Raw genomic sequence first — 26139 nt, 5'->3', positions numbered from 1 at the left:
GTTCAGGTCCATCCGGCGTCCACCACAAAGTCTTGCGCCGTTACCATGCGGCTGTCGTCGGCCGACAGGAACAGGGCCATATTGGCCACGTCGCTGCCCACAATGCGGCCGGGTAGGCACTGGTTCTCGTCCATGGCTTTTTCACCGGCCTCGTCCACCCACATGGTGAGTTGTTTCTCGGTCATGATCCAGCCGGGTGACAGGGTGTTCACGCGGATATTGAGCTTGCCCAGGTCACGTGCCAGGCTGCGGGACAGGCCCACGGTAGCCGACTTGCAGGTGGCGTACACGGGGTAGCCCGCGCCCTTGATCATCCAGCTGATGGAGCCCAGGTTGACGATGGAACCACCGCCCAGGCGTTTCATGCCCTCCACCACGGACTGCGCTGCAAAGAAGGCAGGGCGCAGATTGATGGCCACACGCCAGTCAAAGTCGTCAGGAGTCACATCGGCCAGGTCGTGGCGCTGGTCATTGGCCACGTTGTTCACCAGCACGCTAATGTCGCCAAAGCGCTCCGCGGTGGTGGCAATGGCGGCCTTCAGTGCCGCCACATCGGCCGCATCACTCTGCAAAAACAGTGGCGTGGGTCCGAACGCGGACGCGGCTTCGATGACCTGCGCGGCCGATTCGGCGTTGCGGCCCGTGAAGGCGACTTGGGCGCCTTGGCGGGCGTAAGCGATCACGATGTCTGCGCCAATGCCGGAGCTGCCACCGGTGACAAAGACCGTGCGCCCGGCCAAGCTGGGGTACTTGGCAAAGGTGGAAAGGGAAGGGGTTTGCATAGGAGGGTGGAGAGTTGCCGGCAAATTGTAATGGGAATGTTTAAATCATCATACAAATAAACTGCATCCGGAAAAAATCACCCGGACGGTGGAATCACCGCCCGTTTCATCAGCGATCGGGTGTCTGACAGCAGGCCCGCCATCCGGTGCAGCGCACTCTGGGCGTCACGCGCCTGGATGGCTTCAAACACCTTTTGGTGGTCGGGCAGGGCCTGTTTGAAGTTCTCGGAGGTGCGGGCGCTCACGGCCAGCAGCGACTCCAATGCGCTGCCGATGATGGCGGCCAGTGGCATGAGCAGCGGGTTGTTGGTGGCCTTGAGCACGGCGGTGTGGAAGGCCAGGTCGGCCTGCACCCATTCGCTAATGTGGTGGGCTGCCTGCATGGCGTCCAGCGCGCGCGCAATGTCGGCCAGCTGCTCAGGCTTATGGCTGGTGGCGGCTAGGGCGGCCGCCGAGGGCTCGATGATTTCGCGCAGCTCGGTCAGGTGCTGCAAAAACTCGGCATCCGCACCCGTGGCGCAGCGCCAGGCCAGGATGTCGGGGTCCAGCAGGTTCCATTGTTCGGTGGGGCGCACGCGCGTGCCAATGCGCGGGCGCGGCTCCAGCAGGCCTTTGGCCGCCAGCACCTTGATGGCCTCGCGTAGCGCAGTGCGGCTGACCGCCAGTTCGGCGCAGAGCTGGTCCTCGTTTGGCAGCAAGGCACCGGCCGCATAGATGCCGCCGACCACCCGGCGCCCCAACTCGTTCACCACCTGGCCATGCAGGTTGCGCCCGGCATAGGTGGCGTGGTTAGGGGGTACGGAGGGCTTCATGGGGCAGGGCGAAGGTGTTTTGCGACAAAATCGGGTTTAATCATCATATGTTTAAATTTGCCTGAACATCTACTGTGAATTCCAAAAATATGGTCGCCAACCCTGCTGTGTCGATTGTCGGTGTGGACTGGGGTACCACCCACCGCCGCGCCTATGCCATCACGGGCGATGGCCTGCTCACGCGTGAAATCTCCGATTCCGACGGCGCCCTGGCCTGCAAAGACCGCTTTCCCGCCGCGCTGGATGCCGGCTTGCAGGCGCTGGACGTGCAAGGCACGGGCGTAGTGCTGGCCGGCATGGTGGGCAGCGCGCTGGGCTGGCACGAGGTGCCCTATGTCGACAGCAGTGTGCCGGTGCAAGACCTGGCCGCCCATGCCATGCGGGTGCCCGATGCGGCGCCCGGCGTGTCAGCCATCATCATTCCGGGCTACCGCGTGCGCAATGCGCAGGGCGTACCCGATGTAATGCGCGGGGAAGAAACCCAGCTGCTGGGCGCCTGGGCCCTGGGCCACCGCAGTGGCTGGTTTGTGCTGCCCGGCACCCACAGCAAATGGGTGGAGTTATACGAAGGTCGCGTGGTGCAACTGCGCACCTATATGACCGGTGAATTGTTCGACTTGCTCAGCAAACATGGCACCGTGGCCGCGGCGGCTGGTGGCGCGATTCGCGTGTGGGACAAGACCGCCTTTGCCGATGGCGTGAAGGCCGCAGGCCACCATGCGCTGAGCCACCAGATTTTCAGCGTCCGGGCGCGTGTGGTCTGCAAGGACATGCCTGCCTCCAGCACCACCGCGTACCTGAGCGGCCTGTTGATTGGCACCGAACTCAAAGACGTGCTGCAGGGCCATGCGGGCACGGGCCCCCAGGGTACGTTCAAGCTGCTGGGCTCGCCGCAGTTGGCGGCCCACTACCAAACCGCGGCCCAACACCTGGGCCTGTCGTTTGACATCCTCGATGCCAAGGCTGCCTTTGTGGCGGCTGTCCACCACATCCAACAGAACTGGAAACCCCTATGAGCGATTCGCTGGAACTGCTGGCGCGTGCGCGCCGCACCCCTTTGGTGGCCATCTTGCGCGGGCTGTTGCCCGCCGAGGCACAGGCCGTGGGCGAGGCCTTGGTCGCGAGCGGGTTTCGCACGCTGGAAGTGCCGCTGAACCGCCCCGGCGCGCTGGAATGTATTGCCACGCTGGCCCGTACCCTGCCGGCCGACGCGATTGTGGGGGGCGGCACCATGCTGACCGTGGCGGACGTGGAGGCCGTGCACGCTGCCGGTGGCCGCCTCATGGTGTCACCCAACTGCGATGTGGCCGTGATCCGCCGCGCGGTGGAACTGGGCATGCTGACCGCGCCCGGTGTGGCCACGCCTACCGAAGCCTTTGCGGCCCTGCAAGCGGGCGCCCATGCACTCAAGCTGTTCCCTGCCGATATGGTGGGCCATGGCGGCATCAAGGCGCTGAAGTCGGTGCTGCCCGCCGGTACCGACTTGTGGCCCGTGGGTGGAATCACGCCTGAAAGCATGGGCCCTTGGAAAAAGGCCGGGGCTACCGGCTTTGGTATTGGCAGCCAGCTGTTTGCGCCCGGTACGTCCGCGGCCGATGTGCTGACCCGCGGCCGCGCCTACGTGCAGGCCTGGCAGCAGGCCTAACGCTTTTTAGCCCTGCTTCAGGGCCAGGGCCCGCTCGTAGAGCGCGTTGCGTGCCTCGCCCGTGATGTCAGCGGCCAGCTTGACGGCCGTTTTCAGTGGTAGTTCTTCCAACAGCAGCTTGAGCACCCGGTCGTCTGGCGCCTGGGCGGCACTTGCAGGGGCAGGGTGAATTACCAGCGCAAATTCCCCGCGCAGCCGGTTTGCATCGGCCGCCAACCAGGCGGTGAAATCGTTGGCCGCCACCGTGGCAATGTCTTCAAATTGCTTGGTCAGTTCACGACCGATGGTCACCAGGCGCGTGTCCAGCGGCGCTAGCGCCAGGGCCAACGCCTCAATGCGGTGGGGCGCTTCCAGCAACACGACGGCGCGGCGTTCTTCCGCCAGGAGCTGCACTTCATGGGCACGCTCAGTGGCCTTGGAGGACAGAAACCCCCGGAACACAAAACCGCTGTGGCCATCACCACCTTCGGCCAAACCTGCCGCGCACAAGGCCGTGGTCACACTGCTGGCGCCGGGCAGGGGAATGCTGCGCAGGCCGGCGGCGCGCACCTGGGTCACCAGTCGCGCGCCGGGGTCGCTAATACCGGGTGTGCCGGCATCGCTCACATAGGCCACACGCTGGTCTTGGCGCAGGCGTGCCACCACCCCTTCCGCCGCCTGGGCCTCGTTGTGCTGGTGCACGGCCAGCAGCTGGCCGGAGGATTTGTCGATGCCGTAGGCGCGCAGCATTTGCTGGGTATGGCGTGTGTCTTCGCAGGCAATGGTGTCGGCCAGCGCCAGCACATGCAGCGCGCGCAGGCTGATGTCGGCCAGGTTGCCAATGGGGGTGGCTACCAGGTACAACGCGCCCTGCGGATAATGCTGCGCACCGGCGGCCTCTTTGGCAGCGGACAGGGCAGAGATAAAAGACGCACTCATATGGGGTTCTTTCCAACACGACCAGCACGAAGCGCCACCACCAAACAGCTGGGGGACGCGGGAGAAGATGCCGCTCTGCGTTATTTGCAAAGGCAGGGGTTGGTGCTGGTCACCCGCAATTATCGAACCCCCGGACGGGGTGGTGGCGAAATCGACCTGATCATGCGCGCACCCGATGGCACGCTGGTGTTTGTCGAGGTGCGCAAACGGGCCTCCAGCAGCCATGGCGGTGGTGCCGCCAGTGTGGGCGCGGTCAAGCAGCGCCGCATTGTGTTTGCGGCACAGCACTACCTGTTGCGTTTGTCACGGCTGCCGCCCTGCCGTTTCGACGTGGTGGTGCTGGACGGGGAACAGGTCGAATGGCTGCAAGCGGCGTTTGACGCATCCTGATACATCTCAAGACGCCGGGCCCCATGGGGATTTGGGTGCCGCGGTATCATCCCGCCCATGCTTGAGCAACGTATTCAACAACATTTCATTGACAGTGCCGACCTGAAATACCAGTCGGCGCAAGGCTTGAGCAAGCCCATTGCGGATGCTGTGCAAGCCATGTTGGCCTGTGTCACCAGCGGTGGCAAGGTGCTGGCCTGCGGCAACGGTGGTTCCGCCGCCGATGCGCAACATTTTGCGGCCGAGTTTGTCGGTCGTTTTGAGCGTGAACGCCCGGAGCTGGGTGCCATCGCACTGACCACCGACACCTCCATCATCACGGCCATTGCCAACGATTACGACTTCAACGTGATCTTCTCGCGCCAGGTGCGCGCACTCGGGGCCCCGGGCGACGTGTTGCTGGCGATCTCCACCAGCGGCAATTCCGCCAACGTGCTGGCTGCCATTGAGGCGGCCCATGCGCGTGAAATGGTGGTGGTGGGGCTGACGGGGCGCGGGGGCGGCAAAATGGCCCAGGTGCTGCGAGACACCGATGTGCATATCTGTGTGCCGCACGAGCGCACGGCACGTATTCAAGAAGTCCATATTTTGGCGTTGCATTGCATTTGTGACGCCGTTGATGCCCAACTGCTGGGCGAACAGGAAACCAACCCATGAATTCAAAATTGAAACGTCTAACCCTGGTGGCGGCTTTGGCCGGATCTCTGGCAAGCCTGACCGCGTGTTTTCCTCTGTTGGTTGGGGGCGCCGTAGGGGGCATGCTGGTTGCCACTGACCGCCGCACCTCCGGCTCGGTGGTGGAAGACGAAGGCATTGAACAACGCGCTGCAAGCCGCATTCGTGAGAACCTCGGTGACCGTGTGCATGTGAATGTGACCAGCTACAACCGCCAAGTGCTGTTGACGGGTGAAGTGCCCACTGCGCAAGACAAACAACTGGTCGAGCAGATCGTGTCGCGTGTGGACAATGTGCGCAACATCGTGAACGAGCTGGGCGTCATGGGCAATGCCAGTTTGACCCAGCGTTCGTCGGATTCTCTGGTCACCGGCCGTGTGAAGGCCGCTTTGGTGGATGCCAAAGACTTGTTTGCCAACGCATTCAAAATTGTGACCGAACGTGGCACTACCTATGTGATGGGCCGTGTGACCGAGCGGGAGGCCAAACGTGCCACCGAAGTCATCAGCTCCACGTCGGGCGTGCAGCGTGTGGTACGGATTTTGGACATCATTTCCGAAGACGAGCTGGCCCGTTTGCAGCCACCGCCTCCGGCAGACACCAAGAAATAAAAAAACGACCCACTCAGGGCCGTTTTTGTTTTGGGGCAGCGACCCGCATAGCGGCGGAGCGTGGGGACCTTATTTCAAGCGCTTGATGAGGCTGCTGGTGTCCCAGCGCTGGCCGCCCATTTGTTGAACATCGGCATAAAACTGGTCTACGAGCGCCGTCACCGGCAAGCGGGCACCGTTGCGTTTGGCCTCGTCCAGCACCAGGCCCAGGTCTTTGCGCATCCAGTCCACCGCAAAACCGAAGTCAAACTTGTCGGCCACCATGGTCTTGCCACGGTTGTCCATCTGCCAGCTCTGCGCCGCACCCTTGCCAATCACGTCCAGCACCTGGTTCATGTCCAGTCCTGCTTTTTGGCCAAAGGCAATCGCTTCACTCAGACCTTGCACCAGCCCGGCAATACAAATCTGGTTCACCATCTTGGCGAGTTGACCGGCGCCGCTGTCACCCAGCAGCGTGAAGGCGCGTGAGAACGCCATGGCCACCGGTTTGACGGTTTCAAATGCATTGGCATCACCCCCACACATCACGGTCAGCAGGCCGTTTTGTGCACCGGCCTGGCCGCCGGACACCGGCGCGTCGATGAACTGCAAGCCTTTGGTCGCCGCTGCCGCGCTGAGTTCGCGCGCGATATCGGCAGACGCTGTGGTGTGGTCCACAAAAATGGCGCCTGGCTTCATGCCGGCAAAGGCACCGTCGGCCCCCAGGGTCACGCTGCGCAAATCCGCGTCATTGCCTACGCAGCAAAACACGATGTCGGCCTGCTGCACTGCCTGGTGTGGTGTGGCTGCGTGGGCATGGATGCCCAATTGGCTGCTAGCCCCCGAAAATTCTGCGCACCAAGCTATAGATTTCGTAGCGGTCCGGTTGTACACCGTGACCTGGTGGCCGGCGCGGGCCAGGTGCCCGGCCATGGGGTAGCCCATGACGCCCAGGCCCAGAAAGGCGACGGAGTAAGCGGGTGAGGGTTCGTAGGTTTTGTCGTTGATGTTGGGCATGGGGGAGTGTTAATCAGTTGGGGTCAGAGCACATCGCTTTCGCGAGTGGTCTGACCCCAAGGTCTCACATGATCGCGAAATTCTCGGTACCGGCGGACAGGTCGGTGGACTTGCCGCGTGCACTGTTGAGCTTGATTTGCAGGCGCAGGTCGTTCAGCGAATCGGCGTTGCGTAGCGCATCTTCGTAGGTGATGGCGTTGCCTTCGTAAAGGTCAAACAGCGCCTGGTCGAAGGTCTGCATGCCGGCCTGGCGGCTCTTTTTCATGATCTCTTTTACCTCGGACACTTCGCCCTTGAAGATCAGGTCAGAGATCAGCGGTGAGTTGATCATGATCTCCACGGCAGCGACGCGGCCCTTGCCGTCCTGCTTGGGAATCAGGCGCTGCGAAACCAGAGCCTTGAGGTTCAGCGACAGGTCCATCAGCAGCTGGCTGCGCCGCTCTTCGGGGAAGAAGTTGATGATGCGGTCCAACGCCTGGTTGGCGCTGTTGGCGTGCAGGGTGGCCAGGCACAGGTGGCCGGTTTCGGCAAAAGCCACGGCATGTTCCATGGTCTCGCGGTCACGGATCTCACCCATCAAAATCACATCGGGCGCCTGGCGCAGCGTGTTTTTCAGTGCCGCTTCCCAGCTGTCGGTGTCCAGTCCCACTTCGCGTTGCGTCACCACGCAGTTTTTGTGCGCATGCACAAACTCCACCGGGTCTTCAATGGTGATGATATGGCCAAAGGATTTTTCGTTGCGCCAGTCCACCATGGCTGCCAGCGTGGTCGACTTGCCCGAGCCCGTAGCACCAACCATGATGGTCAGCCCGCGTTTGGACATCACCACTTCCTTGAGTACCTGGGGCACGCCCAGTCCGTCGATGGTGGGCAACACCTGTGGAATCACCCGCAGCACCAGCCCGACCTTGCCCTGCTGGATAAACGCGTTGGCGCGGAAGCGGCCAATGCCCGCGGGAGCAATGGCAAAGTTGCTCTCCTTGGTGCGCTCAAACTCGGCCACCTGCTTGTCGTTCATGATGGAGCGTGCCAGCGCCATGGTGTGGGCTGAGTTCAGCGGTTGGGGCGAGACCTTGGTGATCTTGCCGTCCACCTTGATGGCGGGCGGAAACTCGGCGGTGATGAACAAGTCGCTGCCATTGCGGCTGACCATCAGCTTGAGCAAGTCGTTGATAAATTTTGTTGCCTGATCGCGTTCCATAAGAACACCTACCTTTCTTTAAGTCGACGCAGAGGAACGCGAGGTTCCCATAGACCAGAAATGCCGCGGATCCGGCTGTGCCGGGCCGCTGGCATTGCCCCCTGCAAGGGGGAAAGCGGCTACACGCAGTGAGCAAGCCGGGGGGTGTTCCACAGCTACCCCGGGAAGTTCTCTGGGATTTTGGCTTTGCCGCGGGCTTCTGCGGGGCTGATGATGTTGCGCTTTACCAGGTCGGTCAGGTTCTGGTCCAGCGTTTGCATGCCCACGCTATTGCCGGTCTGGATGGAGGAGTACATCTGCGCCACCTTGGCCTCGCGGATCAGGTTGCGGATCGCGCTGGTGCCCAGCATGATCTCGTGGGCGGCCACGCGGCCCTGGCCATCCTTGGTTTTGCACAAGGTCTGCGAGATCACCGCTTGCAGCGACTCGGACAACATGGCCCGCACCATTTCTTTTTCGTCCGCCGGGAACACGTCAATGATCCGGTCGATGGTTTTGGCGGCGCTGGACGTGTGCAGGGTGCCGAACACCAGGTGTCCGGTTTCTGCGGCCGTCATGGCCAGGCGGATGGTTTCCAGATCGCGCATTTCGCCAACCAAGATGCAGTCCGGGTCTTCGCGCAGTGCAGAGCGCAGTGCGGCGGCAAAGCTCAGCGTGTGCGGGCCCACCTCGCGCTGGTTGACCAGGCATTTCTTGGACTCATGCACAAACTCAATCGGGTCTTCCACCGTCAGGATGTGGCCAAACTCGGTTTCATTCAGGTAGTTGACCATGGCCGCCAGCGTGGTGGACTTGCCCGAGCCTGTGGGGCCGGTTACCAGCACCATGCCCCGGGGCTTGAGCGCCAGGTCGGCAAAAATCTTGGGGGCGTTGAGCTGCTCCAGCGAGAGGATTTTGCTTGGAATGGTTCGGAACACTGCACCCGCGCCGCGGTTGTGGTTGAAGGCGTTGACGCGGAAGCGGGCCAGGCCATCGATCTCGAACGAGAAGTCGATCTCCAGAAACTCCTCGTACATCTTGCGCTGCGTGTCGTTCATGATGTCGTACACCATGGCGTGCACCTGCTTGTGGTCCAGCGGCTCCACGTTGATGCGTCGCACATCGCCGTGCACCCGGATCATGGGGGGAAGACCGGCAGAGAGGTGCAAGTCAGAAGCCTTGTTTTTGACGCTGAACGCCAGCAGCTGGGTAATGTCCACGGAATCCTCTTTCGCTGAGATGGGCTGGGAAGGGTTTGGTACGCTTGGCAGATTATGACGATGATTGCAGACAATCTCCACGCGGTGCGCACCCGCATTGCCCAGGCGTGCACGGCGGCCGGACGGCCGGTGGACGCAGTGCAGCTGCTGGCGGTTTCCAAGACCTTTGGCCCCGATGCAGTGCAGCAGGCGTTTGACGCCGGCCAGCGTGCGTTTGGCGAGAATTACATCCAGGAAGCCGTGGAAAAAATCACCGCGCTGGCAGCTCTACCCATCGAATGGCACTGCATCGGCCCGATCCAGAGCAACAAGACCCGGCTGGTGGCCGCGCACTTCCAGTGGGCGCACACGGTCGACCGCCTGAAGATTGCCCAGCGCCTGAGCGAGCAGCGCCCGGCGCACTTGCCGCCTTTGCAAGTGTGTGTGCAGGTGAATGTGGATGGCGGCCCCACCAAATCGGGTGTGGTGCCCGCCGAGGCCCTGGCATTGGCCAGGGCGGTGGCCCAGCTGCCGCGCCTGCGCTTGCGCGGGCTCATGTGTATCCCTGAGCCCGCTCCTGATTTGGTAGCTGCTTGCGCAGTATTTACAAGGGCTAGAGGCCTTTTTGATGCCTTAAATGCCGCGGGGCTGGTGCTGGACACCTTGTCCATGGGCATGAGCGCCGATGTGGACGCTGCCGTGGCCAGCGGCAGCACGCAGGTGCGGGTGGGTAGTGCGATCTTTGGGACGCGCAGCTACCCTGCCGCGATTTAGGTGCGCACGCGCCCGTCGCCGGTCAGCATGGACAGCTCGACAAAGTTCGAGGCCACATGCTCATTGCGCGAGAAGTTCACATTGAAGCCGCCAAAAGGCTGGCCATTAATGCTTTCCATGGCGCTGATCAGGCCCTCGGCACCCCCCTTGGCGCCGGAGCGGCGCAGGCCTTCCGCCAACACGCGGGCAGCAATATAGCCCTCCATGCTGGAGAAGTTGGCGTGTACGCCACCGTTGGTCTTGCGCACCGCTTCGGCAAATTCGCGGGAGATCGGTTTGCTGCCTGTGTACGGCGATGGCACGACCTGCGAGACCACCACACCGGCGCCCTCTTTGCCCAACTCGTCGGCCAAGGCTTGGGTGCCCACAAAGGACACGTTGTACAGGCCGCCGCCATAACCCGCCTTGCGCGCCGCACGGACGTAGGCCGCGCATGACTTGTAGGCACTGATTTGCACCACCGCTTCGGGCGCGGCCGCATTGATGGTTTCCACCGCCTTGGCTACGTCCACGGAGTTGCGCTCTACCGTGGCCACGGCCACCGGCTTGAGGTTCAAGGCCGCCAGTGCCAACGTTACGCCGTCCAGGCCGGCTTTGCCGTAGGCGTCGTTTTGGTAAAAGACTGCGACCTTGGTCAAACCCACGTGGTGCAGTTGCTTGACGATCAGCGCGGTTTCGTCGTTGTAGGACGCACGGACGTGGAAGGCATAACGGTTCATGGGCGTGCGCAAGCCCATGGCCCCGGTGAACGGTGCCACAAAGGGCACCTTGGCCTTGGTGGCCAGGGGCAGGGCGGCCAGGCTGGTGGGTGTGCCGATGTAGCCAAATAGCGCGAGCACGTCATCTTCCAGCAGTTTTTTTGTGTTTTCTGCGCAGCGCTCGGGTTCGTAGCCATCGTCTAGCTTGCGGATTTCTACGCTGCGCCCGGCTACGCCGCCCTGGGCGTTGAGCTGGTCAAAGTAGAGCTTGGCACCTGCATGGAACTGGATACCCAGCTGGGCCGCAGGCCCGGTAAAGGCGGCCGACTGGCCGAGGATGATTTTGTCGGACTGGGCGTGCACAGCCGGAAACCCGGCCAGGCCCGCTGCACCGGCAGCGAAAGAGAATTGGCGACGATTGATCATCACGCTATTGTCTATTACTTAGGGTAAACCCTGACACATTGTTACAACTTGAGATGAGTTGCCTTCTCTACTTTCCCCGCTACTGCCTACAGGCCGGTTCAGCCCTTGGCCCCCTCCAAGGGCTTCACGCTGCCGCAGTCGCTGCCCAGCCACTTGCCGCTGGCCCGCATGTCCATGGTTTCTTCCTTGCCCTTGAGGGTGGTCACGGTCTTCATGGCCATGGTGTAGGCCTCGGTGCTGGTGTAGGTGACTTCGCCCTCGCCGCGGCTAGAGGGTTGGGTACACGCGTAGCTGAACTTCTGCGTGTTGCCCGTGCGGGGGCTGGCCGTGTGGGTGCAGCCACCCTGCTGGCGGGGCGCCACGTCGTTGCGAGCGGCCATCTCGGGGGTAATGCAGACCTTCACGGCCACACCACCACCAGGTGCGGTGCCCATCTGCAGCCCCTTCTTGGCCATCATGTCTTCCATCATCTTGCGTTGCTCGGGCGACATCGCAGCCATTTGTTTCTGCATCTGCGCCATAGCCGCATCCACCTTGCTGCCGGCGGCCCCCTGCATCTGGTTGGTGATTTCCCACAGGCCCGGTTTTACCGTCTGGGCGCTGGCGACGGCGGTAAGCAGCATGGTGGTGCAGGCAAGAAGGGTGCGGTGCATGGCAGTCTCCGGTGGGCCAATGAGAGGACGATTGTGAGCGCCACAAGACCGTTTGCAAAGTCCGTCAGCCCAGCGGCAGGTGAGTGCTGTTTTTCACCTCTTCCATCACCGCATACGTGCGGGTTTCGCGCACGCCGGGTAATTGCCACAACACCGTACCGGCAAACTGCCGATAGGCCGCCATGTCGGCCATGCGGGTCTTGAGCAAATAGTCAAACCCCCCTGCCACCATGTGGCACTCCATGATTTCGGGGTACACCTGCACCGCAGCCTTGAAGGCGTCAAACATGTTGGGCGTGGTCTTGTCCAGCAGTACTTCGACAAACACCATCATCCCCGCGCCCAGTTTGAGCGGGTTGAGTCGGGCCTCGTAGCCCAGGATGTAACCGTCCTTGGTGAGCCGCTGCACGCGTGCCAGCACGGCGGTAGGTGACAGCCCCACGGTTTCTGCCAGCTTGAGGTTGGAAAGGCGCCCATCCGCCTGCAGGCTGGCCAGAATGCGCAGGTCAATACGGTCGAGTTCAGTGCTGTCACTCACAGTGTGTGTCTTACTTGAGTTTGAAAAATGACACTTCCTGTGCCAGTCGCTCTGCTTGCTCCGATAGCGCGGTGGCTGCTGCAGCGGTTTCCTCCACCAGGGCTGCGTTTTGTTGTGTGTTCTGGTCCAGGTCATGCACCGCGGCTCCAACCTGGCTCACGCCGAGTGACTGTTCCTTGGTGGCGTTTGCAATTTCGGTCATTAGGTTGTCAATCCGGGCCGCATTGCCCACGATATCTGCAATGGCGGTTCCTGCCTCGCCAACCACTTGTGTGCCTCTTTCCACCTGCTCAATGCTGGCGTTGATGAGCCCCTTGATTTCTTTGGCCGCTTCAGCACTGCGGCCGGCCAATGACCGTACTTCGCTGGCCACAACGGCGAAACCACGGCCCTGCTCGCCCGCCCGTGCTGCTTCCACTGCAGCATTCAGGGCCAGGATGTTGGTTTGGAAGGCAATGCCGTCAATCACGCTAATGATGTCTGAAATCTTGTTGGATGAAGTATTGATGCCCTGCATGGTGCTCTGAACCTGGGCGATGACTTCGCCGCCACGTTTTGCAGACCGGGCGTTGGCGCGAACAATATCGGCGGCGCCCGAGACAGTTTCTGAGGTGCGTTGCACGGTCTCTGAAATTTGCGTCATGGTGGCTGCGGTTTGCTCCAGGGCGGCCGCACTGGCTTCGGTGCGGCGGGACAGGTCCTGCGACGCGGAGGCAATTTCCTCGCTGGCGGTGTTGACATTGCCCGCGCCATCCAGCGTGTTCCGCACGATGACACGCAGACTGGCTTCCATGTCCCGCAGGGTGATCATCAGGTGGGCCGCTTCGTCTTTGCCCCACGGGGTAGGGGCGGTAATCAGGTTGCCCTTGCTGATCTGCTCCAGGTGCCCGGTCACTTCGCGCAGCCCACCCATCATCACTTTGTAAAAGGCCAGCAGCATGTAAAACGCAAGTGCCACAAAAACGACTGCGATCACCAATTGCTGGACGAATTGGGCTTGTAGTTGCCCGATACGCTCGTCCAGGCGGAACTTTAGGCGTTCCATCAGCTTCGTGTTCAGGGCGTACTCCGCGCCCGCCGATGCAGTCCCCATCTGTTCCAGTTGGGTGGGATCTCCCTCCACTTTATCTCCAAGCACCATGGTCTTCAGCGCCTTGCCAAACGCGTCGTAGAGCGTGTCGTTTTGGTCCATGCCGTACTTGGCATCCGGATTTTTGAGTCCCTCCACGGCCACTGCTTTGAGGTAATCGTTTTCGACGATTTCATCAATAAAGGCCAGCAGGCCTGCAAATTGGGCCAATGCATCGTTTTGGGCTGCTGTCTTGTTTCCGGCTTTCAAGACCAACTTTCCCATGGCGGTGAGCTTGGAAACGTTTTCTGTCTGCCGTGGGCCGTACAGCACCGCATAACTCATCAGGTGGTAGGTGTCGAGTTCGGGATCCAGGGCCAGCTGGGACGTGTCCGACACGACGACGCCCAGTTGCAACAACTGTTCAATGAAATTGCTGTGGGCATCGAATGTCGCCATGGGGTTGCTGTCCGCAGGTGCGTTCAGCAATTCCTGGTGAGTTTTTTCCACGGCGGCGTAGGCCTCACCGGTTTGGAGCGTTTGGCCCAGGGTTTTCTCTTGTGCGGCCACCTTGGAGAACGCATCTGTCACCTTGATTTTCCAAGTGCTCAAGTCTGCAGCCCCCTCCATGGCGGCCAGACGGCGCCCTTGGGCGACGTGGATCAAGTCATGCAAAGGCTGGACGTAGGCCACACCAAGCAGCTCCGAGCGGGCGAAATCCACCTGGTCGTTGCTGGCCTTCCAAAGGTAGCCCAGCATGATGGTGAGCGGGATCAAGAACATCACCGCAATCCAGGCCGCCTTGGCCGGAAAATTCAGCCGTCGAAACAGGCGAACGCCCGGTGAAAGCCAGCCGTGGTAACGGAAAAAAGAGCCAAATCCGGCTTCGCCGGCCAACGTGTTATTGCTCATAAACCTTTAATCAGTGAGGTTAATTTAGTCAATCATAGCCAGAGGGGTGTTTTGTACGCAATCTGCAGGCAAGTTTGTTTACAAAACACGACGTTGCGTCTTGTTAGCACCACAGAGCCCCAACCCTATGTCATTGCATGGGGGCCGGGCGGCCAAACAGATAGCCCTGGAAGTAGGTGCAACCCAGCGCCACGAGGGCGTCGCGTTGTTCGGTGGTTTCCACGCCCTCGGCAATCACCTGCAGCTGCAGGCTGTCGCCCAGGGTGACGATGGCGCGCACGATGCTGGCGCTGGAGTGATCCAGCAGCAGGTCGTGTACGAACGATTGGTCGATCTTGAGCTGGTCCAGTGGCAGGCGCTTGAGCACATTGAGTGAGGAATAACCGGTACCAAAGTCGTCCAGCGCAATACGTACGCCCAGCGCCTTGAGCGCGTCCATTTTTTGCACCACGCCGCCCAGGTCGTCAATCAGCTGGCTTTCTGTCAGCTCCAGTTCCAGGCGTTGCGGGTTGGCGCCGGTGGTCTGCAAAACAGACTGCACCTGGGCCACAAAGTCACTCTGGCGAAACTGGCGTGCGCTGAGGTTGACGGCAATGGACAAGCCCGCGGTGTTCTCATGTGCCGCCCAACGCACCAGCTGGGTGCAGGCGGTTTCCAGAATCCAGTGACCCAAGGCAAGAATCAGCCCGGAGCTTTCGGCCACCGGGATAAATTCTGCCGGGGACACCAGGCCCCGTACCGGATGTTGCCAACGCACCAGGGCTTCCACGCCAACGGTCTGCCCCTGTTGGTCTACCTGTGTTTGGTAGTACAGCAGGAACTGCCGGGCCTCCAGCGCGCGGTGCAGGTCGGTCTCCAGCGCCGTGCGCGCTGTTACCTGCGCCTGCATCTGCGGGTTGAAGAAGCGCACCGTGTTACGCCCATCGGCTTTGGCCTGGTACATGGCCAGGTCGGCTTGTTTGAGCAGCTCGTCCTGGTCAGAGTCTGGGCCGCCAAACATGGCGATGCCGATGCTGACCGAGGTCTGGTAGCCGTGGCCGTCGAGGAGGTAAGGCTCGCTGAGTTTGCGCAGGATTTTTTCGGCCAGGTGCTGCGTGTGCACCACTGCGTCGTTGAGCGTGGGGCCCAGGCCCTGCACCATGGCCACAAACTCGTCGCCACCCTGGCGTGCCAGGGTATCCTGCGCCCGCGTGCAGGCGGATAGGCGGGCCGCAATTTCGCCCAGCAACAAGTCTCCAATGCTGTGGCCCAGGGTGTCGTTGAGGTCCTTGAAGTTGTCCACATCAATGAACATCAAGGCGCCACACGCCTGGTTGCGCTGTTGTGCGGCCAAGGCCTGCTGCAGGCGCTCCATCAGCAGGCGCCGGTTGGGTAGTTGGGTGAGCGGGTCGTAAAACGCGAGTTGGTGAATGGCGCGTTCAGTCTGCTTTTGCTTGGAGATGTCGGTGGAGATGCCGCACAAGGCGTAAATGGAGCCATCGGGCCGGTGCAGCGGCAGCTTGACCGAGAGGTAGGTGTGCTCCGGACCTCCAAGCGCATTGCGGTTGGTCTCTTCTTCCTCGACCCGCTCACCATGTTCCACCACGCGCAGATCGTTGATCCGCAGCTTGGCGACCGTGTGGTCATCGAAGTAACGGGCGTCCGTCTGCCCCACCACCTGTTCGGGTTGGGCGCCAAACAACTCGCAGACCTTGCGGTTGGCATATTGGTAACGCAGCGCGGTGTCCTTGATGTAGATATAGGCATCCACGCTGTCGAGAATGGTGTTAAGCCGGTCTTCGCTGGCGCGCAGGCTGCGGGTTTTTTCGGCAACTTCGCGCCGCAAGAACCACCAGGCGCCCAAGGCCAGCACCAAGACCCCACCCAAGCCACCCAGCGCCCACCAAATCAGCGTAGGTACCAAGAGCCGCGGGGGCGCCTCCATCCAGTGTTTGAGCACCTGAAAGTAGTGCGAATCGGGCTGGGCTTGCCAAGTTTTCAAGCTGGACTCGATGGCAGCAATCAGGTCCGCGTTTTTCCCTTTGCCAGTGGCAAAAAACAGCTGCGAGGGCTGGAACAACACCGGCGTGGACACGAGCTTGAAACGGGGCGCCTGCAAGTCGCCAAAAAAGCGGTTGGCCACAGCGGCATCCACCTCGCCACGGGACGCCAGATTGAATGCCTCTTGCAGGTTTTCCGCAGGCACCAGTTCGGCCTGCACACCAAAACCGGCCATCAGATTGCGCAGGTATTCTTGCTGCACAGAACCTTGCAGCACCGCAATGCGCCGGTCTTTGAGGTCCAGTGCTGAACGGATGGGCGTATCCGGGCGGGCGTAGATTTGTGACCAACTGAGCAGCGCCGGGGTGGCGTGGAAGTCAAAGAGGTTGGCCCGCTCGGGTGTGAACGCAACGTCCGGCATCAGGTCGATACTGCCGTCTTGCAGGCCCGCCAGGCAGGCCTTCCATTCGCACGGCACGGGTACCAGCGTCCAGTTGTGCTGCCGGGCCATTTCCAGCGCCAGTTCGCCAAAAATGCCGGACGGCTGTTGTCCGCCACTCAGGAAGATTTTGGGTTCGTTTGCGTACACACCCATGCGCACTTCGCGCGGATGGTCGGCCCGTGCGGCCCCGGCCACCCCCAGCAGGCTAGCCAACACGGCCAGCACCGTCAGCCAGCGGCGCTCCCCCACAGCAAACAAACAGATCTTGGGCATGCACGGAACTCCTGAGGCGCATTCTGCGCTGCATTCTTGGCGCAAATTTGACCTCCATCAATAGCTGGCGCTTTGGGCGAGCCAATATTGCAAGCAACAAGGGAGGATTTAAATCTATATATGAAGACAAATATAGTGATTAATTTTGCATTAAACCCATAAAAATACGCACAAGTTCCACCCATTGTCGGAGTTTGTATGTCCCAGAGTGTCACCCCATCCCGCCTGCCCACCCCGTACCGCCCAGAGGGCGAAATCGTCTCGCACCGCCTGCAGTCGCTCGCGGCGGCGCTGGACTGGGCCGATGCCGCTCGCGTGGCCGCCCCCTGGGTACAGGCCGTGCGCGACAATCCGCCGCCGTTCTGGGCCATGGAGAGCCTGCTCAAGGAATACCCCATTTCCAGCGCCGAGGGCCTGGCCCTGATGCGCCTGGCCGAAGCCCTGCTGCGCGTGCCCGACGCCGAGACCGCCATTGCGCTCACCACCGACCAGCTGGGCCGTGCTGACTTTGAGGCCAGTGGCGACAAGGTGCTGTCGCGCCTGTCGAGCACGGCCATTGCGCTGTCCAAACACTTTTTGCCGGACGCCGAACACACGCCCGGCATCATGGCCAAGCTGGGTGCGCGCACCGTGGTGGTCGCCACGCTGCGTGCGGTGCAACTGCTGGGTCGCCAGTTTGTGCTGGGCCAGACCATGCCCGAGGCCATGAAAGAGGCCGACGCCTCCCGCAAAAAAGCCAATGTGTGTTTCAGCTACGACATGCTGGGCGAGGGCGCCCGTACCGACGCAGACGCGCTGCGCTACCTCAAGAGTTATGCGGACGCTATTGAATTCATAGCTGCTCGCGCAAATAAGACGGGGGCTTTGGCAAAAAATGACGGTATTTCCATCAAGCTCAGCGCCCTGTTTCCGCGTTACGAAGACGCGCACCGCGACCAGGTGCAGTGTGTGCTGGTGCCACGCGTGTGGACCTTGTGCATGGCCGCGGCCACAGCCAACATCAACCTGACCATCGACGCCGAAGAGGTGGACCGGCTGGAGCTGTCGCTGGAGGTGCTCGACGCCCTGCTGGTGCGTGTGGCCGCGCATTGCCCGCAGTGGACCGGCCTGGGCCTGGCCATGCAGGCCTACCAGACGCGTGCGCTCGAACTGATTGAGCACGTCACCGCGCTGGCGCGCAAGCACCAGGTCAAGCTCATGTGCCGCTTGGTCAAAGGCGCGTACTGGGACGCTGAAATCAAACGCGCGCAGGAGCTGGGTCTGTCGCACTACCCGGTGTTCACCCACAAGCACCACACCGACGTGTCCTACCTGGCCTGCGCGCGCGCCCTCTTGGCCGTGCCGGACGCCATCTTCCCGCAGTTCGCCACGCACAACGCGGCCACCATCGCGGCCATTTTGCAAATGGGAGCACGGACTGGCGCTGCCTTTGAATTGCAACGCCTGCACGGCATGGGCGAAGGCGTGTACCGCGAGGTGCTGAAAAACCCCCTCATCAGCTGCCGCATCTACGCCCCGGTGGGCGCGCACCGCGACTTGCTGGCCTACCTGGTGCGCCGCCTGCTGGAGAACGGTGCCAACTCCAGCTTTGTGCACCAGCTGGCCGATGAGTCCGTGGGCATGCAGGAACTGCTGATCTCGCCGCTGCGCCTGGAGCCCGAGCCCAGCCTGCCGCTGCCGGCCGCGCTGTTTGGTAGCCACACAGGTGCCCGTGCCAACAGCACCGGCCTGGACCTGACCGTACCCGCCATGCGCGACCCGCTGCTGGCTGCGCTGAATGCCACACCGGTACCCGCCGTGCCCGAGTGTGATGTCAAAACCATCCCCAGTGCTTATGCCGCTTGCGCCAGCAGCTATCAAAAGTGGAGCAAGTTGCCGGTGGAGGAACGCGCCATGGTGCTGCGCCGCGCGGCCGATGCACTGCAGGCCGCCATGCCGCAGTTCTGCGCGCTGCTGGTGAAAGAAGCCTTCAAGACCTGGGGCGACGCGGTGAGCGAGGTGCGCGAGGCGGTGGACTTCTTGCGCTACTACGCCGACGAGGCGCAGCGCATCATGCAACCCATTGCGTGTCCGTGTCCTGTAGTGGCGAATGCGCAAGCGAGCTACCAGTACGGCGTGACCGGTGAGACCAACACCTTGCGCCTCACTGCGCGCGGTGTCTGGGTCTGCATCAGCCCCTGGAACTTCCCGCTGGCCATCTTCATGGGCCAGGTGGCCGCGGCCCTGGCCACGGGCAACACCGTGCTGGCCAAGCCGGCCGAACAAACCCCCGGCGTAGCTCAAGCCGCGGTGGACCTGATGGTGGCGGCGGGCGTGCCGGCCGATGCCCTGCAGCTGCTGCACGGCGCGGGCGAGACTGTGGGCGCCGCCCTGGTGGCCCAGCCGGGCGTGGCGGGTGTGGTGTTCACCGGCTCCACCCAGGTGGCCAAGATCATCCAGCGCGCGCTGGCCGCCAAGGACGGCCCCATCGTTCCGCTGATTGCCGAGACCGGCGGTATCAACGCCATGCTGGTGGACAGCAGCGCGCTGCCCGAGCAGGTGGTGGACGCCGTGGTGCAAAGCGCCTTCCGCTCCGCTGGCCAGCGCTGCTCCGCGCTGCGCCTGCTGGTGGTGCACAGTGCCATTGCCGACGGCGTGATCGAAATGCTGCAGGGCGCGGCCGAACTGCTGGTGGCTGGCAACCCCGCCTACCTAGCCACTGACCTGGGGCCGGTGATTGACCGCGAGGCGTTTGACAACATTCAGCGCCACATTCAACGCCTGAAAAAAGAGTCAAAAGTGCTTCTGGTGCACGCAGAATCTGCGCAAGCGGCTACTAATACGATAGCAAATCTGATTGCCCCGCACGCCTTTGAGGTGGGCCAGATTGCCCATGTGAAGGCCGAAATCTTCGGCCCCGTGTTGCAGGTGGTGCGTTGGGACGGTAACCCCGAAGACGTGATTGCCCAGATCAACGCGCTGGGTTATGGCCTGACGCTGGGCATCCAGACCCGCATCGACAGCCGGGCCCAGGCGCTGGCCGCTGCCGCCCATGTGGGCAACATCTACATCAACCGCAACATGATTGGCGCCGTGGTGGGCGTGCAGCCCTTTGGTGGCGAAGGTCTGAGCGGCACCGGCCCCAAGGCCGGCGGCCCGCACTACCTGTACCGCTTCTGCGCGGAGCAAACGGTGACGGTGAACACCACGGCCGCGGGCGGCAACGCGGCGCTGCTGGCCAGCATGCACTAGAGGGAGCGGCGGGCTAGGCCCGTGCCGCCACCCAGGCGGCCAGCGCCTCGGCGGGCATGGGCCGGGCAAACCAGTAGCCCTGTGCGTAGTCGCAGCCGGCCTGCAGCAGCAGGTCGCGCTGCTCGGCGGTCTCCACCCCTTCGGCCACTACCTGCAGGCCCAGCGCATGGGCCATGGCCACCATGGCCTTGCACAGCGTGAAGTTGGTGGACTCGGGGTGCAGGTCACGCACAAAGGACTGGTCGATCTTGATGAAATCGATGTCAAACTTTTGCAGGTACGACAGGGAGGAGTAGCCGGTGCCAAAGTCGTCCAGCGCCACCTGGATGCCCGCGTCGCGCCACTCCAGCAGTTTGGCGGTCACGCCGGTGGTGCTATCCAGCAGCACGCCTTCGGTAATTTCGATGGACAGGCTGTCGCCGGGCAGGCCCATGGCGGCCAAGCGCCGCACCCAGTTGGTTTCGGGTGGATGGGTGTGCTGGAACTGGACAGGCGAGGTGTTGATGCTGATCTGGAACGCGGGGTTCAGGCTGTGGCGCCAAACCTGCACCTGTTGCGCCGCCTGCTCAAATACCCAGTCACCCATGGCCACAATCAGGCCGCTGGTTTCCGCGATGGGGATGAAGGCGGCCGGGCTGATCAGGCCACGCTCGGGGTGTTGCCAGCGCAGCAGCGCCTCGGCCTTGTGCACGGCGCCGCTGGCCAGTTCCACAATCGGCTGGTAGAGCAGCTGCAGCTGCTGCAGGCCAATGGCGTGGCGCATATCGTTGGTGAGCCGGGCGCGTGTGAGCGCAGCCTCTTGCAGCGCCGGGGTGAAAAAGCTGAAGCGGTTGCGCCCCGCCCCCTTGGCCACATACAGGGCCTGGTCGGCATGTTTGTACAGCGCCTCCACCTCGGTGCCGTCTGCCGGATAGAGCGTTACGCCCACGCTGGCCGAGACAAACACCTGCTCTTGCCCGAGCTGAAACACCTGGGCCATGGTCTGCAGCAACTTGTGCAGCAGGCCCTCCAGCCCGGTGCCCGGAGTCAATTCGGTCAGCAGCACGGTGAATTCGTCGCCGCCCATGCGGGCCACCGTGTCGCACTCGCGCACACACTGGCGCAGGCGGCGGGCCGCCTCCACCAGCAGCAGGTCGCCGTTGTCGTGGCCCAGGGTGTCGTTCACTTCCTTGAAGTGGTCCAGGTCAATGAACAGGATGGCGAGTTGCAGGCCGTCGCGCCGGCTGCGTTTGATCTCCTGCTCCAGCCGGTCACGCAGCATGCGGCGGTTGGGCAGGCCGGTCAGAGGGTCGAAGTAGGCGTGCTGGCGCACCAGCGCTTCGGCGTTTTTGCGGTCGGTGATGTCGGTGTGCGTGCCGATCATCCGGGTGGGCCTGCCCTGCGCATCGCGGCTGATGACCATGCCGCGCGTGTGCACCCATTTCCAGCGGCCGTCCTTGCACTGCACGCGGTGCTCGTTGGAGTAGGTCGGGGTCAGTCCGTCAAAGTGCGCCTGGCGGTCGCGCTGCATGGCCTCCACATCGTCCGGGTGGGTGCGTTGGTCCAGCTCCTCAGGCCGGTCGGCCAGCTCGGCTTCGGTAAAGCCGTACATCTCCACCAGGCGTTTAGAGAAAAACTCGCGCCCACTGGTGATGTGCCAGTCCCACACGCCGTCGCCGGTGCTCTCCAGCGCCAGCTTCCAGCGCTCCTCGCTGTCGCGCAAGGCAGTCTCTGAAGTTTTGCGGTCCGAGATGTCGGTGTGGGTACCAATCATGCGAAGGGGCTGGCCCTGGGCGTTGCGGCTGACGATGGTGCCACGCGTGTGGATCCACTTCCAGCTGCCGTCCTTGCAGCGCAGGCGCAGGTCCACGGCGTAACTCGGGCTGCGGCCCTGCAGGTAGTCGGTGAAGGTGGCGCTCACGCGGGGCAGGTCGTCCGGGTGTACGCGGTTCACAAATTCGTGGTTGGCGTCGGCAATTTCTCCGGCCTCGTAGCCCAGCATTTGCTGCCAGCGTTGGGAGTGGATTTGCTCCCCGGTGAGCAGGTTCCAGTCCCAGGCGCCGGCACCAGAGCCTTCCAGCGCCAGCTTCCAGAGGTTGTCGCTGTCGTCTTCAAACTGTGACCCGCTCCAGGCCCTAAAACGGTGGGGCAGGTGCAGACTCTCCAGCGTGGTGGTGGGTGCTTCGGTAGGCGTGAGTGATGGGGGTGGGTCTTGGGTCACGGCACCGGGCCTGCTCTGGGTCAACATGGGCAAGCGCCCATTCATCCTCTCGACTCTATCCCAAAGCAGGGCCCGCCGCCATGGTGACTTGCCCTCTGGACGGCGGGGTGGGGCAGCACTGAAATAGGGCGTGAAAAGCCATCTTTTGCACAAGGTTCTTGCGCTTCGGCGCAATACAGTGGGCTGGGTTTGGTCGTTTTTCCGCCCACCCATCCTGCCACCAACCCGTTGGATTCGTTATGACACAGAAAAAACCAACCTCCAGCACGGAGACTTTGGCCATGCTGGGCGACCGCGTCCTGCTGAGCTACATCAGCCTGTCTGCGCTGGTCAGCATTGCCCTGGGGCTGAATTTTGTCGACTCGGGCGTGGCCGTTACGGCCACGGTGGTGTTGCTGGCCATCGCCTTTGGGGTGTTTTGGTTGGCGCGGTACACCACGGCCAGCCGGTTTGTGCTGACCTTTGTGTTGGTGTCGTTTGTGGCCTTGCACATCCAGCTCAGCCGTGGCATGTCCGAGATGCACTTTGGTGTTTTTGTGGCCCTCGCGCTGTTTCTGGTCTACCGCGATTGGCGCGTGATCCTCTTTGGTGCCGTGTTGTTTGCGGTGCACCATGTTGCGTTTGACCGCCTGCAAGCGGCGGGTTTTGGCCTGTACTGCATCACCGAACCCGACTTTGGCCGCATCATCATCCACGCCTTGTATGTGGTGATCCAGTCGGGCGTGGAGGCGGTCATGGCCATCAACATGGCCAAGGCGGCGCGCGAGGGAGACGAGCTGCGCATTCTGGTGGCACGCGTCAACCGGGACGACAGCATTTCTCTGAACGTGCAGGACACCACCACCACCACCCGGGGCGGCGAAGCGCTCAAAGCCACACTGGGCCGCATGGATGTGGCGGTTGCTGCGGTGCGCAGCAGCTCTGCCAGCATTGAAGTGGCCTGCTCCGAAATTGCCAGCGGCAACCAGGACCTGAGCAACCGCACCGAACAGACCGCCGCCAACCTGCAGCGCACCGCCAGCAGCATGAGTCAGCTCACCGGCGCGGTCAGCCTATCGGCCGACAACGCACGCGAGGCCAACACCCTGGCCATGGCCGCCAGCAATACCGCCACCAAAGGCGGCGAGGTGGTGGCCCAGGTGGTGCAGACCATGCAAGGCATCAACGACAGCTCGCGCAAGATCAGCGACATCATCAGCGTCATCGACGGCATTGCCTTCCAGACCAACATCCTGGCGCTGAACGCGGCGGTGGAAGCCGCGCGTGCTGGTGAGCAGGGCCGCGGTTTTGCGGTGGTGGCCAGCGAGGTGCGCAGCCTGGCCGGGCGCAGTGCCGAGGCTGCCAAAGAAATCAAGCAACTCATCAGTGCGAGTGTGGAACGGGTGGAGCAGGGCAGCGCGCTGGTTAACCATGCGGGCGAGACTATGACCGAGGTGGTGGGCAGCATCCGCCGGGTGACCGAAATCGTGGGTGAGATCAGCGCGGCCAGCGCCGCGCAGGCAACCGGTGTGGCTGAAGTGCGCGACGCCGTGGCCCAGATGGACCAGGCCACCCAACAGAATGCGGCGCTGGTGGAAGAGATGGCCGCCGCAGCCGGCAGCCTGCGCAGCCAAGCGCAAGACCTGGTGCAAACCGTGGCGGTGTTCCATGTGGACGCTGCGACGTTGCGCAGGTGAGTTGCATGCAAAATGCGGCGATGCAACATAAATGCCTGCAAGGCGGTTGCCAAACAAGAAGGATGTCGCGATGAAAACAGTGCAATCGGGTGGAAGCCCATGGGGTGTGGGTGCAAAGGTGTCCGCCAGCGTATTGGTGTTGGTGGGCGTATTCTTTGCGGTTTTGATCACCGTCATCGGGTATTCGCTGGGCAAGGTGATTGAAGAGCGCGCCAACCGTGAGGTGGCAGACAAGACCAAGCTGGTGGTTGATCTGGTGGACGAATCGGACAAAGACCTGCGCAGCCGCGCCAATGGCCTGGGCAAGGCCTTCCAGAGCAATCTGCCCGGTGTGTTTACGCTGGATAGCGCCACGGTCGTCGAGATTGCTGGCAAGCCCACCCCCACCCTGGCGCTGGACGGCAAGCCTTTGAATCTGCAGTTTGAGCTGGTGGACAAATTCACCGCCAGCACCGGCGCCGTGGCCACCGTGTTTGCCAAAACAGGTGATGACTTTGTGCGCATCACCACCTCCCTCAAAAACGAGAAGGGTGACCGCGCCGTGGGCACCCTGTTGGACCGTGCCCACCCGGGTTACAAGGCTACGCTGGAGGGCGGCAGTTTTGTGGGCTTGGCCACGTTATTTGGCCGCCAGTACATGACACGGTATGACCCCATCAAGGACGCCAGCGGCGCTGTCGTTGGCCTGTCTTTTGTGGGGCTGGACTTTACCGAATACCTGGTCAACCTCAAGGCGACCTTGCGTGCCCTCAAGATCGGCGATACCGGCTACTTCTATGTGCTGGACGCGCGCCCCGGCAAGAGTTACGGCACCCTCATCGTCCACCCTGCGGAGGAGGGCAAGAACCTGCTGGAGACCAAGTCGCCCGATGGCCGTGAATTCATCAAGGACATGTTGGAGCAAAAGAACGGCCTGATCCGCTACCCCTGGGTCAACCAGGAGCTGGGCGAAACCCGGGCGCGTGACAAGGTGGTGGCGTTCTCTTACCTGAAGAACTGGAATTGGGTGATTGCTGGCGGCACGTACGTGGACGAGTACACCGCAGAAGTGCGCCACCTTCGCAACCTGTTCGCCGGCATGGGGGTCTTCATGGTCTTGTTGACCGCGGGAGCCGTGTACCTGGTCTTGCGCAATATGGTGAGCCGCCCCTTGGCGCAGGCCAGCGAGGCCGCGCAACGTATTGCACAAGGCGACCTCACGGTGCAGTTACAGTCGCGCAGCGGTGACGAGATTGGCCAGCTCACCGGCGCGATGAACCAGATTGGTGGCGGGCTGATGCAGGTGGTGCAGGCGGTGCGCCAGGGAGCCGAGAGTGTGGCCACAGCCAGCTCCGAAATTGCCCATGGCAACCAGGACCTGTCGGCCCGCACCGAGCAGCAGGCCAGTGCGTTGCAGCAAACCTCGGCCAGCATGGATGCGCTGGCCCACACCGTGCGCCAGAACGTAGATGGTGCGCAACAGGCGAACTCCCTGGCCCAAAATGCCTCCAGTGTGGCCGTGCGCGGAGGCCAGGTGGTGGGCCAGGTGGTGCAGACCATGAAGGGCATCAACGAGTCGTCCGCCAAAATTGCCGACATCATCAGCGTGATTGACGGTATTGCCTTCCAAACCAACATCCTCGCGCTGAACGCGGCGGTAGAGGCGGCACGGGCCGGTGAGCAGGGCCGTGGTTTTGCGGTGGTGGCGTCCGAGGTGCGGTCCTTGGCCGGGCGCAGTGCTGACGCAGCCAAAGAGATCAAACAACTCATCAGCGCCAGCGTGCAGCGCGTAGAGCAAGGTACTGCGCTGGTGGACCAGGCGGGCACCACCATGACTGAGGTGGTGGACAGTATCCGCCGCGTCACAGAGATCATGGGCGAGATCAGCGCCGCCAGCTCGGCGCAGAGCGATGGTGTCGCCCAAGTGGGCCATGCCGTGGCGCAGATGGACCAGGCGACCCAGCAGAATGCGGCGTTGGTAGAAGAGATGGCCGCTGCGGCCAGCAGCCTCAAAGGCCAGGCCAATGAACTGGTGCAGACCGTGTCCGTCTTCAAGACCCAGGGGGGCTGAGTCGGGCGA

General features: G+C 62.4%; 21 protein-coding genes. 9 read left to right on the top strand and 12 right to left on the bottom strand.

What is annotated here, in order from left to right; all coding sequences use genetic code 11:
- Positions 1-2: 2 nt before the first annotated feature.
- Both C5F53_RS12190 and C5F53_RS12185 read right to left on the bottom strand, forming a co-directional pair.
- A complete protein-coding gene (locus C5F53_RS12190; RefSeq protein ID WP_105261648.1) occupies positions 3-782 on the bottom strand; it encodes an SDR family NAD(P)-dependent oxidoreductase in 780 nt (259 codons plus the stop codon).
- Positions 783-859: 77 nt separating this feature from the next.
- Positions 860-1594, bottom strand: a complete 735-nt coding sequence (locus tag C5F53_RS12185; protein WP_105261647.1) for a FadR/GntR family transcriptional regulator — start codon at positions 1592-1594, stop codon at positions 860-862.
- A 74-nt stretch (positions 1595-1668) separates the two neighbouring features.
- Between C5F53_RS12185 and C5F53_RS12180 the strand changes: the two genes are divergently transcribed.
- Complete coding sequence (locus tag C5F53_RS12180) at positions 1669-2610, top strand: 2-dehydro-3-deoxygalactonokinase (RefSeq protein WP_146097351.1); 942 nt, start codon at positions 1669-1671, stop codon at positions 2608-2610.
- Positions 2607-3239 carry a 2-dehydro-3-deoxy-6-phosphogalactonate aldolase gene (locus C5F53_RS12175; RefSeq protein ID WP_105261645.1) on the top strand — a complete coding sequence of 211 codons (633 nt, stop codon included), beginning with the start codon at positions 2607-2609 and terminating at the stop codon, positions 3237-3239. The genes C5F53_RS12180 and C5F53_RS12175 overlap by 4 nt, the downstream gene beginning before the upstream one ends.
- Positions 3240-3245: 6 nt before the next feature.
- Here C5F53_RS12175 and rsmI read toward each other — a convergent pair whose 3' ends face one another.
- Positions 3246-4157, bottom strand: coding sequence for a 16S rRNA (cytidine(1402)-2'-O)-methyltransferase (gene rsmI, locus C5F53_RS12170; protein WP_105261644.1), 912 nt, complete (start codon positions 4155-4157; stop codon positions 3246-3248).
- Here rsmI and C5F53_RS12165 point away from each other — a divergent pair, their 5' ends adjacent.
- From C5F53_RS12165 to C5F53_RS12155, 3 genes are read left to right on the top strand one after another with little or no spacing between them, the layout of a single operon-like run.
- Positions 4158-4547, top strand: coding sequence for a YraN family protein (locus C5F53_RS12165; RefSeq protein ID WP_105261643.1), 390 nt, complete (start codon positions 4158-4160; stop codon positions 4545-4547).
- 57 nt (positions 4548-4604) lie between these two features.
- The gene (locus tag C5F53_RS12160) at positions 4605-5204 is read left to right on the top strand and encodes a phosphoheptose isomerase (RefSeq protein WP_105261642.1); all 600 of its coding nucleotides are present in this window, start codon (positions 4605-4607) and stop codon (positions 5202-5204) included.
- Complete coding sequence (locus C5F53_RS12155) at positions 5201-5833, top strand: BON domain-containing protein (protein ID WP_105261641.1); 633 nt, start codon at positions 5201-5203, stop codon at positions 5831-5833. The genes C5F53_RS12160 and C5F53_RS12155 overlap by 4 nt, the downstream gene beginning before the upstream one ends.
- 69 nt (positions 5834-5902) lie before the next feature.
- Here C5F53_RS12155 and C5F53_RS12150 read toward each other — a convergent pair whose 3' ends face one another.
- From C5F53_RS12150 to C5F53_RS12140, 3 genes are all read right to left on the bottom strand, one after another.
- On the bottom strand, positions 5903-6829 hold the full coding sequence (locus C5F53_RS12150) for an NAD(P)-dependent oxidoreductase (RefSeq protein ID WP_105261640.1): 927 nt from the start codon (positions 6827-6829) through the stop codon (positions 5903-5905).
- Positions 6830-6893: 64 nt separating this feature from the next.
- The gene (locus C5F53_RS12145; protein ID WP_105261639.1) at positions 6894-8030 is read right to left on the bottom strand and encodes a PilT/PilU family type 4a pilus ATPase; all 1137 of its coding nucleotides are present in this window, start codon (positions 8028-8030) and stop codon (positions 6894-6896) included.
- 155 nt (positions 8031-8185) lie between these two features.
- Positions 8186-9229 carry a type IV pilus twitching motility protein PilT gene (locus C5F53_RS12140; protein ID WP_105261638.1) on the bottom strand — a complete coding sequence of 348 codons (1044 nt, stop codon included), beginning with the start codon at positions 9227-9229 and terminating at the stop codon, positions 8186-8188.
- A gap of 54 nt (positions 9230-9283) precedes the next feature.
- On the opposite strand from C5F53_RS12140, the gene C5F53_RS12135 reads away from it, so the two are divergent.
- Positions 9284-9982 carry a YggS family pyridoxal phosphate-dependent enzyme gene (locus C5F53_RS12135; protein WP_105261637.1) on the top strand — a complete coding sequence of 233 codons (699 nt, stop codon included), beginning with the start codon at positions 9284-9286 and terminating at the stop codon, positions 9980-9982.
- On the opposite strand, the gene C5F53_RS12130 is transcribed toward C5F53_RS12135, so the two are convergent.
- From C5F53_RS12130 to C5F53_RS12110, 5 genes are all read right to left on the bottom strand, one after another.
- Complete coding sequence (locus tag C5F53_RS12130) at positions 9979-11106, bottom strand: ABC transporter substrate-binding protein (protein ID WP_105261636.1); 1128 nt, start codon at positions 11104-11106, stop codon at positions 9979-9981. The two genes, C5F53_RS12135 and C5F53_RS12130, sit on opposite strands and share 4 nt — an antisense overlap.
- Positions 11107-11204: 98 nt before the next feature.
- Positions 11205-11759, bottom strand: a complete 555-nt coding sequence (locus tag C5F53_RS12125) for a DUF3617 domain-containing protein (RefSeq protein WP_105261635.1) — start codon at positions 11757-11759, stop codon at positions 11205-11207.
- A gap of 64 nt (positions 11760-11823) precedes the next feature.
- Positions 11824-12297, bottom strand: coding sequence for an Lrp/AsnC ligand binding domain-containing protein (locus tag C5F53_RS12120; protein ID WP_236635356.1), 474 nt, complete (start codon positions 12295-12297; stop codon positions 11824-11826).
- A gap of 10 nt (positions 12298-12307) precedes the next feature.
- On the bottom strand, positions 12308-14278 hold the full coding sequence (locus tag C5F53_RS20555) for a methyl-accepting chemotaxis protein (RefSeq protein WP_105261633.1): 1971 nt from the start codon (positions 14276-14278) through the stop codon (positions 12308-12310).
- A gap of 130 nt (positions 14279-14408) precedes the next feature.
- A complete protein-coding gene (locus C5F53_RS12110; RefSeq protein ID WP_105261632.1) occupies positions 14409-16973 on the bottom strand; it encodes an EAL domain-containing protein in 2565 nt (854 codons plus the stop codon).
- A gap of 198 nt (positions 16974-17171) precedes the next feature.
- On the opposite strand from C5F53_RS12110, the gene C5F53_RS12105 reads away from it, so the two are divergent.
- Entirely contained in the window at positions 17172-20204 is a 3033-nt protein-coding gene (locus tag C5F53_RS12105) for an L-glutamate gamma-semialdehyde dehydrogenase (RefSeq protein WP_105261631.1), read from the top strand.
- 13 nt (positions 20205-20217) lie between these two features.
- On the opposite strand, the gene C5F53_RS12100 is transcribed toward C5F53_RS12105, so the two are convergent.
- On the bottom strand, positions 20218-22431 hold the full coding sequence (locus C5F53_RS12100; protein WP_161499926.1) for a bifunctional diguanylate cyclase/phosphodiesterase: 2214 nt from the start codon (positions 22429-22431) through the stop codon (positions 20218-20220).
- 212 nt (positions 22432-22643) lie between these two features.
- Here C5F53_RS12100 and C5F53_RS20700 point away from each other — a divergent pair, with 212 nt between their 5' ends.
- A complete protein-coding gene (locus C5F53_RS20700) occupies positions 22644-24080 on the top strand; it encodes a methyl-accepting chemotaxis protein (protein ID WP_304590031.1) in 1437 nt (478 codons plus the stop codon).
- 70 nt (positions 24081-24150) lie between these two features.
- On the top strand, positions 24151-26130 hold the full coding sequence (locus tag C5F53_RS20695) for a methyl-accepting chemotaxis protein (protein WP_105261629.1): 1980 nt from the start codon (positions 24151-24153) through the stop codon (positions 26128-26130).
- Positions 26131-26139: the final 9 nt, after the last annotated feature.

The sequence above is a fragment of the Rhodoferax sp. TS-BS-61-7 genome (assembly GCF_002943465.1).
Classification (GTDB): domain Bacteria; phylum Pseudomonadota; class Gammaproteobacteria; order Burkholderiales; family Burkholderiaceae_C; genus Allorhodoferax.
The sequence above is the reverse complement of the archived record's forward strand: the minus strand, read 5'-3'. Positions and strand labels throughout refer to the sequence as shown.

Excerpts from the sequence above, each read along its gene's own strand:
- C5F53_RS12190 (WP_105261648.1), bottom strand. The coding sequence starts at position 782 with ATGCAAACCCCTTCCCTTTCCACCTTTGCCAAGTACCCCAGCTTGGCC.
- C5F53_RS12185 (WP_105261647.1), bottom strand. The coding sequence starts at position 1,594 with ATGAAGCCCTCCGTACCCCCTAACCACGCCACCTATGCCGGGCGCAAC.
- C5F53_RS12175 (WP_105261645.1), top strand. The coding sequence starts at position 2,607 with ATGAGCGATTCGCTGGAACTGCTGGCGCGTGCGCGCCGCACCCCTTTG.
- rsmI (WP_105261644.1), bottom strand. The coding sequence starts at position 4,157 with ATGAGTGCGTCTTTTATCTCTGCCCTGTCCGCTGCCAAAGAGGCCGCC.
- C5F53_RS12165 (WP_105261643.1), top strand. The coding sequence starts at position 4,158 with ATGGGGTTCTTTCCAACACGACCAGCACGAAGCGCCACCACCAAACAG.
- C5F53_RS12160 (WP_105261642.1), top strand. The coding sequence starts at position 4,605 with ATGCTTGAGCAACGTATTCAACAACATTTCATTGACAGTGCCGACCTG.
- C5F53_RS12155 (WP_105261641.1), top strand. The coding sequence starts at position 5,201 with ATGAATTCAAAATTGAAACGTCTAACCCTGGTGGCGGCTTTGGCCGGA.
- C5F53_RS12150 (WP_105261640.1), bottom strand. The coding sequence starts at position 6,829 with ATGCCCAACATCAACGACAAAACCTACGAACCCTCACCCGCTTACTCC.
- C5F53_RS12145 (WP_105261639.1), bottom strand. The coding sequence starts at position 8,030 with ATGGAACGCGATCAGGCAACAAAATTTATCAACGACTTGCTCAAGCTG.
- C5F53_RS12135 (WP_105261637.1), top strand. The coding sequence starts at position 9,284 with ATGACGATGATTGCAGACAATCTCCACGCGGTGCGCACCCGCATTGCC.
- C5F53_RS12130 (WP_105261636.1), bottom strand. The coding sequence starts at position 11,106 with ATGATCAATCGTCGCCAATTCTCTTTCGCTGCCGGTGCAGCGGGCCTG.
- C5F53_RS12125 (WP_105261635.1), bottom strand. The coding sequence starts at position 11,759 with ATGCACCGCACCCTTCTTGCCTGCACCACCATGCTGCTTACCGCCGTC.
- C5F53_RS20555 (WP_105261633.1), bottom strand. The coding sequence starts at position 14,278 with ATGAGCAATAACACGTTGGCCGGCGAAGCCGGATTTGGCTCTTTTTTC.
- C5F53_RS12110 (WP_105261632.1), bottom strand. The coding sequence starts at position 16,973 with ATGCCCAAGATCTGTTTGTTTGCTGTGGGGGAGCGCCGCTGGCTGACG.
- C5F53_RS12105 (WP_105261631.1), top strand. The coding sequence starts at position 17,172 with ATGTCCCAGAGTGTCACCCCATCCCGCCTGCCCACCCCGTACCGCCCA.
- C5F53_RS12100 (WP_161499926.1), bottom strand. The coding sequence starts at position 22,431 with ATGTTGACCCAGAGCAGGCCCGGTGCCGTGACCCAAGACCCACCCCCA.
- C5F53_RS20700 (WP_304590031.1), top strand. The coding sequence starts at position 22,644 with ATGACACAGAAAAAACCAACCTCCAGCACGGAGACTTTGGCCATGCTG.
- C5F53_RS20695 (WP_105261629.1), top strand. The coding sequence starts at position 24,151 with ATGAAAACAGTGCAATCGGGTGGAAGCCCATGGGGTGTGGGTGCAAAG.